The following is a 12,808-nucleotide window of genomic DNA, read 5'->3' on the forward strand; positions in this document are numbered from 1 at the left end:
CGACAATTACCCAGCGTTGTCGTTTTCGCTCGCCGGTTGCTCCCCGCAACAGCAAATGGTAGCCAGAACTCACCAACCGGCGCGGCCACCTATCGGCCATCATAATTGACGCCGACCGGACTCCGTAATCGTCGCGCTACAGCCGCGAGCAAAAATTGCAGGACGTGCCTGCGTCAATCACGGCCGTCGGGTCGAAAGAACTTCAGGCGCGAAGCATTACGTCGATCGCCCAGGTGATCGGTGTGGCTCCGTCGGTTCAGGTAGCGTCGCCTTACGGTGATGGCGGCCCGCAGAATTACACGATCCGCGGCATTTCCTCAACCGACGCTTCGCACAACCAGAGCAAGCCGATTGCCATTTATATCGACGAAGGCATTCGCGGCTTCCAGGTATTCGAATTGATGCCGGTGTTCGATGTCGAGCGCGTCGAGGTGCTCAGTGGCCCGCAGGGCACGCTTTATGGTAAAAACGCCACCGGCGGTGCTGTCAATATCATCACCAAGGCGCCTGACTTCGATAACGAAGGTTATCTCACTGCCGGTTACGGCAACTTCAACACGTTCACCGCGCGCGGCGCGATCCAGACCCCGCTCGTCTCCGATGTGCTCAGCGCGCGTATCGCGTTCACCTACACAAAGGATGATGGCACGATCAAGCAACTTGCGCCAGGCCTGAAGAACCTTGCTCAAACCGATCTTTTTGCAATCCGCGGCAGCTTGTTATTCAAGCCCAGTGCGGATTTCGACGCCACCCTGCGGCTCTATCATGTGCACAGCGGCGGCCGGAACTATACCAACGGCCCCGGCGCGGTTGATCTCAGTGCCGTTCCCACGCTTGCGGCCATTCCGGGCGCGCTGCATCAGGGTGTTGGCTTCTATGAATCGGCGACCGATACCACGCCGAACCGCGATATTCAGTCCGATGGCGTGAACCTGCTGATGCACTGGCAGGCTTCCGATTTCTATCAGTTCACTTCTGTCACCACTTACGATAAGGGCCACTGGAACGATCTGGCCGATGCCGATGGCTTGCCGGTCAACGTCTATGCGACCGACTTGCGCAGCAAGGGGCACCAGTTCGTTCAGGAATTGCGCGTCGCCACGCGTTATGACGGCCCCTTCAATTGGCAGGGCGGTGTGTTCTTCGGATCGGACAAGATTCACTTTGCGCAACGTCTCGACTATTATACGGATCCACGCTGCGGGTCCGATTGCGATTTCGGCCTCACGCCGAATGGCACCGGTCTGAACACCATCGACAGTTTCGATCAAAACCGCACCAGCTATTCTGGCTTTTTGCGCGGCGAGTTCAAGATACTGCCAGAGCTGACCATTTCCGGTGGCGTCCGCCAGAGCTATGACAAGCTCGTCGTCACTAATTACAGCGCCTATAGCGGCGATACATCGGCACCGCTCTCGATCCCGATCTTCGTGGGCGAGAACCGTCGTAACACGTTCAACAATACCTCCTTCGAAGCGGGCATAGACTGGAAGGCGAGCAGCGATGTGCTGCTTTACGCGTCGTTCAAGCAGGGATATCGCACTGGGGCGGTCAATGGCAGCGCGCTGACTTCTCCGCTCGAAGTCAACGTCGCACCGCCGGAAAAGGCCGAAGCCTTCGAAATAGGTGCCAAGACCACGCTACTCGATCGCAAGCTGACAATCAACTTGTCGGCCTTCACAACGGGGTACAAGAACCAGCAGATCCAGGCATCTGAAGTGGTGGCTGGTGTGCAGACATTCCCGCTGCGTTCGATTGATCGGTCCCGAATCCGCGGGGTCGAGGCGCAGGTGGTTGCCCGCCCGGTCGAGGAGGTGACGCTCACAGTTAGCGCCAGCGCGGTTGATCCGAAATACAAGGAGGGTACGGTTGCAGGCATCTCGGTCGCCGGAAACCAGATCATCAATTCTGCCAAATACAAGCTGAACCTGAATAGCGATGTGGTGCTGTTCAAGACCGACAGCGGCAAACTCAACGTCAACCTGAATGCCAATTACAGCTCGCGGACGTTCTACGATGTGTACAACACGGAGAACATTTCGCAGAAGCCCTTCTGGCTGGTGAATGGGCGGGTTTCGTTTGACACCGACCGTTGGTCGGTTGCGGTCTATGGCAAAAATCTCTTCAACGAAAAGTATATCGGTTATGGCCTCTCGCTCGAAAGCGCGCTGGGCTTCAACTACATGCTGCGTGGTGTTCCGCGCCAGTACGGAGCCGAAGCGACGCTTCGCTTCTGATCTTCGCGGGCGCTGCCGCGATCTGCGGTTGGTTACGCAAGGGGAGTGGCTGCCGCTACTCCCCTTAATACCTGTTCAACATTCGAGAGTTTATCGATGACGAACGATTTGCGTCGATCGGAAGGGCTGAAAATTCGCCGTCAGGTGGTCGGCGAAGACCGGGTCAGGACATCGTTCGATGGCGCGGATGTCTTGTCGCGGCCCTTGCAGGAACTGGTGACGGACTTTGCCTGGGGGGAAGTGTGGACCCGGCCGGGGCTGGATTTGCGTGCGCGGTCCATCTTGACCATCGGCATGTTGATCGCACTGGGAAAAGTTGACGAATTGGCGGTTCACCTCAGGGGGGGGCTTAACAATGGCCTGACCGTGACGGAGCTCCAGGAAATGGTTTTGCAGTCAGCCGTTTATGCCGGCTTTCCCGCCGCCAATCAGGCGATAGCGTCGTTGCGCAAGGTGGTTGGCGAACTTGATGCGGACATACGTTGATGGGCTGATCAACCAATCCTCTGGGTCTGGCTGGCCAATCCTGTCTTATCTTTGGTCACCGGTTGTCGATCACCCGCCTGCGCTGCGACTGAAGCACGATCCCGGTACGCCAGCGGCGATAGCCTCAAGAGCGTACAGGAATTCGTTTCGCGATTGGACAAGGTCGGCGGTGACCGATCCCGTCGAAACAATCCTGAGAAGCTTGCCCAGAAATAGCGTCATCGACAGCAGCCCCGAACGCTTTGGGCAGGCAGCTCCATCTTGCATGGGCAGCACCCGTTGCCAGGCTGCGATCTGGTTGTCCACGAACGACCGGATCACCGGCCGCAATTCGGGGCGGCGTGCAGCCTCCAGCCAATTGGCGAAGAACACTAGGTTTTCCGAACAGGATTCGGTGGCTTCCCGCACGAAAATCGTGGTCGTCAGGTCGATCACCTGCGTCTGGGTCAGGTCGCTGCGGTCTGCGATCCGCATCACCTCGCGGTATCGCGTGCGGGATCGTTCTGTCAGGGTGTTCTGCGAGTGGGAGAGAAGGTCAGCGATGCTCGCGAAGTAATAGCTTGGCGCGGCGGGGCTAAGATTGGCGCGCTCGGCAATGGCGCGAAAACTGATCGCGCTTGCGCCTTGCTCCTTCAGGATCGCGATGACGGATTCGACGATCCTTGCTCTGGTTTCAGTCGCTTTCGGGCCGGATTTACGCGGGCTTAGCGTCTGCGGGCCACGCGGTGACATCTGAACCGGGTAATCGGGTGGCGTGCCTTCCAGCGTGTCGGTCAGGCTGCTCCCGTCCACTTGAAGGGCAATGCACAGAAACAACAATCCGGTCAGCAGGTCTACTTCCGATCGGACGGCCACGGGCGAAGGATCGTGCCCTGTGGCTGCGGCCAGCGCCGTCCACAACCGCTGCAACTCGCTATCCCATTCGCGCGCCAGGGTCAGGCTTTGGGGACGGCGTGCTGCTTCCAGTACGACTTCGGCCCACGCCAGGGTGCGGTTCCGATCGCGTGTGATCGCATTGCGCAGCAACTGGCGCGCGATGCTGTCGAACGTCATCGCGGTGCCGGCATTGACGCGGTCGATCGTTCTTTCGATCGATTCTGCGTAAGTGCGCAGCACGGTCGCGGAAAGGCTCGCAACCAGTTCGGATTTCGCCGGGAAGTGATAATTGACGAGCGCGAGGCTGACTTCCGCAGTGGCCGCCACCTTGCGGTAACTTAAGGCGGACAGGCCCTCCGAAGCCACGACCTGGATGGCCGCATCGATCAGCGCGTTTCTCGTCCGTTCGCCCTTGCTGTCGGCGCGCATCATGTCTCCAAATATCCGGGTACGTACAGCTTGGGGCAGATCGCGCAGGCCGTCAAGATTCAGAGGCCACCCGCTTGACAGGACAAACGCGGAAATATATTTGAATGATCGTACAGTTTATAAATGGATGAGGGCCAAAGGTCGTGACCGAACCGCAGTCAGGTAAAGTGAGCGAAATTATCCTCGACACCCCCCCCGTCAACGCGCTCGGCGCAGGGCTGCGCCGACATCTGCTGGCTGCTATAGAAGCTGCGGATGCCGATCCTGCGGTGGAGGCCATCGTCCTGCGTGGTGCAGGTTCGGTGTTTTCAGCCGGCGCGGACATTGCCGAATTTGCGGCTGACGATATGGGTGAGCCTTGGCATCCTTTGGTGCTGGACCGGATCGAAGCCTGCTCGAAACCGGTGATCGCTGCCATCACTGGCGTGTGCCTTGGCGGCGGACTGGAGACGGCGCTCGCCTGCCATTACCGTATTGCCGATGCCAGCGCGCGCTTTGCCTTGCCCGAAGTGACGCTGGGCATTCTGCCCGGTGCTGGTGGTACACAGCGGTTGCCCCGATTGATGGGCGCGCGTGAGGCGCTGGCGATGATGACCGGCGGGCGCATGATTGATGCTGGCCAGGCTTTGGCGCTTGGCGTGGTCGACGAGGTGGTCGATGGTGATGTAGCCGCTGCCGCGCGAGAACTTGCCGCCAGCGCCGGCCGTCCACCCATTCGTCGCACCGGTGCCTTGCCGGTCCCCGCTGATCTGGCCGAGGCCGTTGCCGAGGCGCGTGCGCGGCTTCCTGTCGCTGCGTTGAGCACGGCGCCTGCGCGGATCATCGATAGCGTCGCGGCGATCACGCCCGATTTCGCGGCAGGCTGCGCTGTCGAAACTGCTCTGTTCAGCGAATTGCGCACGACCGAGGCGGCGCGCGCGCTGCAGCACGCCTTTTTTGGCGAACGCAAGGTTTCGCGGATTCCAGGCTTGGCGCGTGACGTGAAGGCGCGCCCTGTCGCCAAAGTGGGTATCGTGGGCGGCGGCCTGATGGGCACGGGCATTGCCATTGCGCTGCTCAACGCCGGGCTGTCCGTGATCGTTGTTGAAACCCGCGACGATGCCCGCGAGAAATCGCGCGAAACCGCAGCAAAGGCGGTTGAACGTGATGCCGCAAAGGGCCGCATCACGCAAACGGTGGCCGAGTCCCGGATCGCCGCGCTGTCGATGGCGGCGGGGCTTGAGGCGCTGGGCGATGTGGATCTGGTGATTGAGGCGGTGTTCGAGGATCTGGCGGCCAAGGAGCAGGTGTTTACCGCGCTCGACCGGATCGTGCGTCCTGATACCATTCTGGCCAGCAACACTTCGACGCTGGACCTTGACGCGATTGCCGCGTTCGTGGCCGATCCTTCGCGCGTGGTCGGGCTGCATTTCTTTTCGCCTGCCAACATCATGCGCTTGCTGGAAGTTGTGCGGGGCGCAGCGACAGGGCCGGACGTGCTTGCCACCGCGATGGCTTTTGCCAAGCGTGTCGGCAAAGTCGGTGTCGTTTCGGGCGTATGCGATGGCTTCATCGGCAATCGCATGTTCGAGGAATACTTGCGCCAAGCCTACTTCCTGCTGGAGGAAGGCGCGCTTCCGCAAGGCGTGGATCGCGCGATGGAGCGCTGGGGCATGGCGATGGGGCCGCTCCGCGTGCTTGATCTGGCCGGGCAGGACATTGGCTGGGCAATCCGCAAGCGGCGCGCGGTGGAACAGCCCGATCGTCCTTATTCCGGCATTCCCGACCGCGTCTGCGAATTGGGCCGGTTCGGCCAAAAGGTGGGCAGGGGGATATACCAATATCCCGACGGCCGCACCGCTGTTGCTGATCCTTTGATCGATGACCTGATCGTGGCCTATTCGCAGGAAATCGGTGTCGAGCGGCGGCTGATCGAGGATGCCGAGATCGTCGATCGCTGCCTGCTGGCGTTGATCAATGAGGGCGCACGGATCGTGGGCGAGGGCATCGCCTATCGTCCGGTGGACGTCGATATGATCTATCTCAACGGCTATGGCTTTGCCCGCGAACGCGGTGGCCCGATGTTTCAGGCCGACGAGATCGGGCTGGCGACCGTGCTGGAGAAAATTCGCGCGCTGGCAGCGGGGCGCAACGGCTGGGCATGGGAGCCTGCGCCGTTGCTGGTCGAGCTTGCCGCGCAGGGCAAACGCTTTGCCGATCCGAATGTCTGATCCGGATCAGGAGAATACACGCATGACTGACATCTTCCTCGTTTCGGCGGCGCGCACCGCAATTGGCAGCTTTGGCGGGACGCTCAAGGACCAGAAGCCCGGCGAACTGGCCGCGATCCCGGCCCGCGCGGCGATCGAGCGCGCGGGCATTGCGCCTGAACAGGTCGGCAACGTCGTGTTTGGCAGCGTGGTGATTACCGAACCGCGCGATGCCTATGTCGCGCGCATTGCGGCGATGGGCGCTGGCGTGCCCAAGGAAACACCGGCGATGACCGTGAACCGCTTGTGCGGATCAGGGCTTCAGGCGATCCTGTCTGCCGCGCAGTCGATCATGGCGGGCGATTGCGGCATTGCGCTTGCGGGCGGCGTCGATGTGATGAGCCGCGCGGCCTTCTTTGCTCCGGCGGTACGGTGGGGCCACAAGATGGGCAACACCGTGCTCGTCGATGGTCTGAATGGCGCGCTGACCGATCCGTTCAACGACATCCTGATGGGCGTTACCGCTGAAAATCTGGCGGATCAGTATGGGATCAGCCGCGAGGAGCAGGACGCGCTGGCACTGGAAAGCCAGCAGCGGGCCGCCCATGCCATCGAAAACGGCTATTTCGTGGATCAGATCGTCTCGGTCGAGATCAAGACGCGCAAGGGCGTGGTCCATTTCGCCACGGACGAATATGTCCGCATGGACGCGGCGATCGGCGATTTCTCCAAGTTGAAGCCGGTGTTCAAGCGCGATGGTGGTACGGTCACGGCTGGCAATGCTTCGGGCATCAACGACGCCGCAGCGGCGGTGATTCTGGCCAGCGGCGATGCGGTGAAGCAGTTTGGCCTGAAGCCGCTTGCCCGGCTCGTGTCCTATGGTCACGCCGGCGTTGACCCGGCCTTTATGGGTATTGGTCCGGTTCCGGCATCGCGGATCGCGATGGAGCGCGCCGGGTTGACGATTGCAGATATGGACGTGATTGAATCGAACGAAGCCTTCGCGGCGCAGGCTTGTGCGGTTGCGCGCGAACTGGGTTTCGATCCGGCGAAGGTCAATCCCAACGGCAGCGGCATTTCGCTCGGCCATCCGGTAGGCGCGACGGGCGCGATCATCACGACGAAGCTGGCTTACGAACTTCAGCGGACGTCCGGCCGTTACGGGCTGACGACGATGTGTATCGGCGGCGGTCAGGGTATCGCAGCGATCTGGGAACGTGCCTGATACGGCACTGTGTAAGGTAGACTATGATGACCCATCTCCTGCTTCGCCGTGCCGATGTGGACTTCCTGCTGTTTGACTGGCTCGGGCTGGAAGGCCTGCTCGAACATGGAAAGTTTGCCGATCACAATCGCGAGACGATCGGCGCGGTGCTCGATCTTTCGGAACGGTTGGCGGCAGATGTGTTCCTGCCCCATTACAAGGCCTGCGACAGCATCGAGCCGACCCTAGATGCCGATGGCGTGCATGTGCTTCCTGCAATTGGCGATGCTTTGCGGCAATATGCGGAATTGGGGCTGTTTTCGGCCAGCTTCCCGGTCGATCTGGGCGGGTTCGGACTGCCGTTTACGGTGTCAGCAACGTCCTACGCCTATTTTGCAGCGGCCAATATCTCGACATCGGCATATATCATGCTGACGGGGGCCAATGCCCGCCTGATCGCGGCGTTTGGCTCTCCGGCGCAGATCGAGACGTTTGCCTTGCCGCAGATCGAGGGGCGCTGGTTCGGGACGATGTGCCTGTCGGAGCCGCAGGCCGGATCGAATCTTGGCGACGTCCAGACGCGGGCGGTGCTGGATGGGCAGGACGACCTGGGCGCGCGCTATCGCCTTGTCGGCAACAAGATGTGGATTTCGGGCGGCGATCAGGACATCTCTGAAAACATCGTCCATCTGGTACTGGCGAAGGTGCCCGACGCCGATGGCAAGCTGCCGAGCGGAACGGCGGGCATTTCGCTGTTCCTTGTTCCGCGCACTTTGCCCGATGGCAGCCGCAACGACGTGGTCGTTGCAGGCCTCAATCACAAGATGGGCTATCGCGGCACGTCAAATTGCCTGCTCAACTTCGGTGAGAATGGCGGCGCGACGGGGTGGTTGGTCGGTTCGGTGGGCGATGGCCTGCGGCAGATGTTCATGATGATGAACGAAGCGCGGATCAGCGTGGGCTTTGGCGCGGCGGCATTAGGCTATCGCGGGTATCAGCACGCGCTGGCCTATGCCAAGGACCGGGGTCAGGGGCGCACGCGGCCCGATGGCCCACAAACGCCGATCGTCCAGCACGCCGATGTTCGCCGGATGTTGATGGCGCAGAAATGCTACGCCGAAGGCGCGCTGGCTCTGTGCATGTATAGCGCGATGCTAGTGGATCAGGACGAAGATGCCGATAATGCCGCGCTGCTGTCGTTGTTGACGCCCGTTACAAAGACATGGCCGTCGGAGTTCGGGCTGGCGGCCAACGATCTGGCGATTCAGGTCCACGGCGGATATGGCTACACGCGCGATTTCGATGTCGAACAACTCTATCGCGACAACCGCCTAAACCCGATCCACGAAGGCACCACCGGCATTCAGGGAATGGACCTGCTGGGACGCAAGATTCTGCGCGATGGCAAGGCGCTGGAAATTCTGCGGGGCCGCATCGCTGCCACGATCGAGGCCGCTCGCGGCCAAGCGGGACTAAGCGCTCTGGCCATGCAGTTGCGCGCCACATGGCGCGAGATCGACAGCACCATCCAGCTGGTCAGGCAGCGACCTTCCGCGCGTGTGCTCGACGATGCGACGTCGTTCCTGTTCGGCTTTGGTCATGCGGTGATGGGCTGGCTGTGGCTTGACTTGGCGGTCACGGCGACAGGTGCCTTGCCCCGCTTAAGCGGTGAACCCCTGAATGTCGCGCAAGGCAAGATTGCCGCCTGCGACTACTTCTACAGCTACGAATTGCCGAAAGTCAGCTCATGGCTGGCACCGGTCAAGGACGACTACGACCTGACGAAAGCGGCAGTCGATTACCTTTGATGATTTTCACTGCCACAAATCAAAACTTGTTCGAGAGGGTATGACTCCAAGAAGAAGTGCTTACCCGCCTGCCGCTCGTCAGTTGGATCATCGACATAGACTTACCAGGCATCGTGTGCGCGATCGAAAAAGGTGCGGAAGTACTTGGCCTGCTCGATCAGCAGCCAGCGCAGGAACACCTCGTTTTCGGCCAGCCCGAGGCCGACGAACAGCAGTGGCTTGTTAAAGAGTAGGTGCAGCCAAGTTCGGGCGCCCTGCCATTCGCGGCGGTTCTTGGCACGAAACGGGTTTTCGTCGCTGCGACCGTGAAGCCATCCGCCGGCGCGGCGCACCGATCCCATATAGTGGCTCAGACCGAGGCGGATGCTGGTCTTATACTTCGCCATCCCGTTGATGTGCCATATGCCGAAGTCGGCGCATGGATCGTCAATCTCGTGCCGCGCGAAGTGGCAGCCCAGGGATAGAAGGCGGTGAACTTTGGATCGCGCGGGAACTGGAAGTTGCAGCCGGCCGCCTGACTCAGCACGTAGTCGAAATTGGTGGTGAGAACCGGCGCGCGATGGCTGAGCGCCTATTCCATGATCCGCCGGTGGTGAGGAAACGGAAGCCAGTCGGACATAGACTTGCAGCACTCGGCCTGCATCGCGCCGGTGCGGCCAAGCGACTTGAGTTCGACGACGTCATAAAATGCAGTTAGCGCAGTTCCCGGAGGAACGGTCGCGACGCCAGAGATGCAGTCACGCACTATGCTTATCAGCAAAGCGTCTCAATTGTTGACCGCAGCAGCATTGGCGGGGCGATTGATGCCGTTGCCGATCACGAGCGCTAGGTCCGGCTCGCGTCGTCGCAGCAAGGTCTCCAGCTTCATCTCTGTTTTCCCCATCGGTCAACCCTGCCACAAGTTTGGCGCCGCCCGCGAATAGACCAATAGGTCATGCGCTTTATCAACAATATAAATTCAATGTCGCCTAGTTTATCCAAAATCCAAACGGAGGCAGCATTCATCCGTGGCGTGAATCGTCCCTTTCGCTAAGATGAGGGCGCATTGGCGTTAGTTCCATCGGAGTGTCCGATTGGCGGGTTCTATCACTTCCGGACGTTCGCGGAGCAGTCCAATATTGGTCGGGAATCCCCGTTGCCAACGCGACGGTTGAAGGAAGCGATGCGAGGCCTATCGGTTTGCATGTGGTTCCCACTTACGTGAGACCGATATTGTGATCTTCAGCCTAAGAAGCGGTGTTATTCAGTTAAAGCGGAGCCCGAATAACCCGCCGGTTTCAGTTGCGTCGGTCAGCTTTGTATCGAGCACATAAGCACCAACATCAAAGCCGTCGCGAAATCCGTCCGTCGGCAATGCATCCGAGTTCATGGTTACGATATATTGAAATCCGACTGCGGCGGCATGGTCAGCGCCTAGTGGACTGATTGAGACAGTTGATTCCTGATTTGGGATTCCCCTGCGGCGGTGGTCATGCGATGTTGCTGCATGCGAACGGGTATCGAGATTGAAGTCACAGAGCGGGACGTTAAACGGCTTGAGGCAATTGTTGCGGCGCGCGGTTCGGCGCAGAAGCATGTTTGGCGGGCGCGGATCATTCTGCTTACAGTCCAAGGCCTTGGCACGCAGGCGATCATGGTGGCGACGGGCAAATCCAAGCCCTGCGTGTGGCGCTGGCAAGAGCGCTTCATGGCCGAAGGTGTCGATGGTCTGCTGCGAGACAAGACCCGGCCCCCGGGGATCGCGCCGCTCGATCAGTCCGTGGTAGATCAGGTCGTAAAACTGACGCTGGAACCGCCGGAGCACGAAGCCACGCATTGGACGGTTCGCGCAATGGCCAAGGCTGTTGGGGTCGCCGCATCATCAATCGTGAAGATCTGGCACGATCACGGCCTTGCGCCGCATCGCTGGCGCAGTTTCAAGCTTTCCAATGACAAGGCCTTCGCCGAGAAGCTTCACGATGTCGTCGGGCTCTACGTCTCGCCACCAGCCCATGCCATCGTGCTATCGGTCGATGAAAAGAGCCAAATTCAGGCGCTCGATCGCACGCAACCGGGCTTGCCGCTCAAGCGTGGTCGCGGGGCGACCATGACGCATGACTACAAACGCAACGGTACTACGACCCTCTTTGCCGCGCTCAATGTGCTGGATGGAACCGTGATCGGGCGCAACATGCAGCGCCACCGGCATCAAGAATTCATCCGCTTCCTGAACGCCATCGAGTCCGAAATGCCCGCTGACAAGTCCATCCATGTCATCCTGGATAATTACGCCACGCACAAGCAACCCAAAGTCCGTGCATGGCTGGCGAGGCATCCGCGATGGACATTCCACTTCGTCCCGACGTCCTGCTCGTGGCTGAACGCAGTCGAAGGGTTCTTTGCAAAGTTAACACGGCGAAGGCTGAAAATCGGCATCTTCCACTCGGTCGTCGACCTGCAAGCCGCAATCAATCGCTTCATCAAGGAGCACAACCAAGAGCCGCGCCCCTTCGTCTGGAAAGCCGATCCCAACCAAATTATCGCCGCTGTCCGTCGAGGGCACCAAACGTTGGAATCAATCCACTAGCTGTAAAGCCTTGGCTACCTGACGCTCATCAACGCCATCAAACAAATGGCTGTCGTGGACGAGTAAACCCGGCCCCATACCCCGGCGGGCAGTCAGTTCGGCTAGCATTAGGTTGAAGCAGAATATTTGCATGTTTGTGATGCCCTTGCTGCGCTGGGCATCAATACGAATATCGACTTGAGGACCGTTGGGCGTTGCGCTGACCGTCAGGCTACCGGCCTTCTCGTAGAGTGCGTTGGACAGATCCTCGAATACGAGGATTGCTTCTTCGATGATGGCCTCGCGCTCATGATGGTCGTCCTGAAGTGTCTTCAGGAGCCGGGCGCGTTCAATGTCGAGTTCCGCTTTCGTGCTTTCGATCTGTTCCGCTGTCGTGAGTCGCTGCCTCAGCCCTTCGGCGTCCGCCTCTGCGCGACCGGCTTCCTGCTGGAGCGCCGCATAATGCTCCAGCGCGCCGCCAGATTGCAGGATACCCATGAGCTGTCGGCGGCGGCATCACTTTGCAAGTTTCCCCACAACCGTTCATAGCTGAAAGGAGACCATAACGCTGTCCAGGCTATCCTTCTTCTGACACCTCAAGGAACAGTCGGACGAGCTCGGTATTGATATAGTAGCTATGCTTGCCGGCGCGCTGCTTCACCACGAACCCATGCTCCGTCAGTGTGTCCAGGTATTTTGCTGCGGTCTGACGGGCCTTCAGCCCCAGATCGCGCTGGACGTATTCGATGCGTGTGTAAGGATGCCGGAACAGATTGTTGAGAAGCTCCTGACTGTAGAGCCGGGGTAATTCGGCACGCATTCTGTGCTTTGCTCGAGCCATCTGGTCACGGATACCTTCGACGATGCGCAGCGTGGTTACCGCTGTTCCAGCTACGCCCTCGAGCATATAGATGACGGGGTTTGAGTAGCAACGGAACAGAAAACCTACATAAGGGGCTTCAAGCATCGTCGATACCTGTGGCACCAGGATCGCGTAGCGGCCTCAACTCGCCGCGCGCCACGATGTCGGGAAT

The 12,808-nt window shown here is 59.9% G+C and carries 11 protein-coding genes; 6 read left to right on the forward strand and 5 right to left on the reverse strand.

Annotation, left to right across the window (positions count from 1 at the left end; all coding sequences use genetic code 11):
• Positions 1 to 164 precede the first annotated feature (164 nt).
• Together Q8R81_RS02500 and Q8R81_RS02505 are read left to right on the forward strand one after the other, a co-directional pair.
• Positions 165 to 2,237 carry a TonB-dependent receptor gene (locus tag Q8R81_RS02500; protein WP_305615848.1) on the forward strand — a complete coding sequence of 691 codons (2,073 nt, stop codon included), beginning with the start codon at positions 165 to 167 and terminating at the stop codon, positions 2,235 to 2,237.
• Between the two features lie 96 nt (positions 2,238 to 2,333).
• Positions 2,334 to 2,723, forward strand: coding sequence for a carboxymuconolactone decarboxylase family protein (locus Q8R81_RS02505; RefSeq protein WP_305615850.1), 390 nt, complete (start codon positions 2,334 to 2,336; stop codon positions 2,721 to 2,723).
• Between the two features lie 69 nt (positions 2,724 to 2,792).
• Here Q8R81_RS02505 and Q8R81_RS02510 read toward each other — a convergent pair whose 3' ends face one another.
• Complete coding sequence (locus Q8R81_RS02510; RefSeq protein WP_305615852.1) at positions 2,793 to 4,031, reverse strand: TetR/AcrR family transcriptional regulator; 1,239 nt, start codon at positions 4,029 to 4,031, stop codon at positions 2,793 to 2,795.
• Between the two features lie 164 nt (positions 4,032 to 4,195).
• Between Q8R81_RS02510 and Q8R81_RS02515 the strand changes: the two genes are divergently transcribed.
• The 3 genes from Q8R81_RS02515 to Q8R81_RS02525 are packed head-to-tail and all read left to right on the forward strand — an operon-like array spanning position 4,196 to position 9,229.
• Positions 4,196 to 6,238, forward strand: coding sequence for a 3-hydroxyacyl-CoA dehydrogenase NAD-binding domain-containing protein (locus Q8R81_RS02515; protein ID WP_305615854.1), 2,043 nt, complete (start codon positions 4,196 to 4,198; stop codon positions 6,236 to 6,238).
• 22 nt (positions 6,239 to 6,260) lie between these two features.
• Positions 6,261 to 7,442, forward strand: a complete 1,182-nt coding sequence (gene bktB / locus Q8R81_RS02520) for a beta-ketothiolase BktB (RefSeq protein ID WP_305615856.1) — start codon at positions 6,261 to 6,263, stop codon at positions 7,440 to 7,442.
• Positions 7,443 to 7,468: 26 nt separating this feature from the next.
• Entirely contained in the window at positions 7,469 to 9,229 is a 1,761-nt protein-coding gene (locus Q8R81_RS02525; protein ID WP_305615858.1) for an acyl-CoA dehydrogenase, read from the forward strand.
• 101 nt (positions 9,230 to 9,330) lie between these two features.
• On the opposite strand, the gene Q8R81_RS02530 is transcribed toward Q8R81_RS02525, so the two are convergent.
• Together Q8R81_RS02530 and Q8R81_RS18350 are read right to left on the reverse strand one after the other, a co-directional pair.
• Positions 9,331 to 9,615: a hypothetical protein gene (locus Q8R81_RS02530; RefSeq protein ID WP_305615860.1), complete on the reverse strand. Its 285-nt coding sequence runs from the start codon at positions 9,613 to 9,615 to the stop codon at positions 9,331 to 9,333.
• A gap of 857 nt (positions 9,616 to 10,472) precedes the next feature.
• Positions 10,473 to 10,805, reverse strand: a complete 333-nt coding sequence (locus tag Q8R81_RS18350) for a DUF2326 domain-containing protein (RefSeq protein WP_371135294.1) — start codon at positions 10,803 to 10,805, stop codon at positions 10,473 to 10,475.
• Here Q8R81_RS18350 and Q8R81_RS02540 point away from each other — a divergent pair.
• The gene (locus Q8R81_RS02540) at positions 10,716 to 11,795 is read left to right on the forward strand and encodes an IS630 family transposase (protein ID WP_305615861.1); all 1,080 of its coding nucleotides are present in this window, start codon (positions 10,716 to 10,718) and stop codon (positions 11,793 to 11,795) included. The two genes, Q8R81_RS18350 and Q8R81_RS02540, sit on opposite strands and share 90 nt — an antisense overlap.
• Here the strand turns inward: Q8R81_RS02540 and Q8R81_RS02545 are convergent.
• Together Q8R81_RS02545 and Q8R81_RS02550 are read right to left on the reverse strand one after the other, a co-directional pair.
• Complete coding sequence (locus tag Q8R81_RS02545; protein ID WP_305615862.1) at positions 11,784 to 12,272, reverse strand: DUF2326 domain-containing protein; 489 nt, start codon at positions 12,270 to 12,272, stop codon at positions 11,784 to 11,786. The genes Q8R81_RS02540 and Q8R81_RS02545 overlap by 12 nt on opposite strands.
• A gap of 79 nt (positions 12,273 to 12,351) precedes the next feature.
• Positions 12,352 to 12,741, reverse strand: coding sequence for a hypothetical protein (locus Q8R81_RS02550; protein WP_305615863.1), 390 nt, complete (start codon positions 12,739 to 12,741; stop codon positions 12,352 to 12,354).
• Positions 12,742 to 12,808: the final 67 nt, after the last annotated feature.

Source organism: Novosphingobium sp., assembly GCF_030696665.1.
Lineage (GTDB): Bacteria > Pseudomonadota > Alphaproteobacteria > Sphingomonadales > Sphingomonadaceae > Novosphingobium.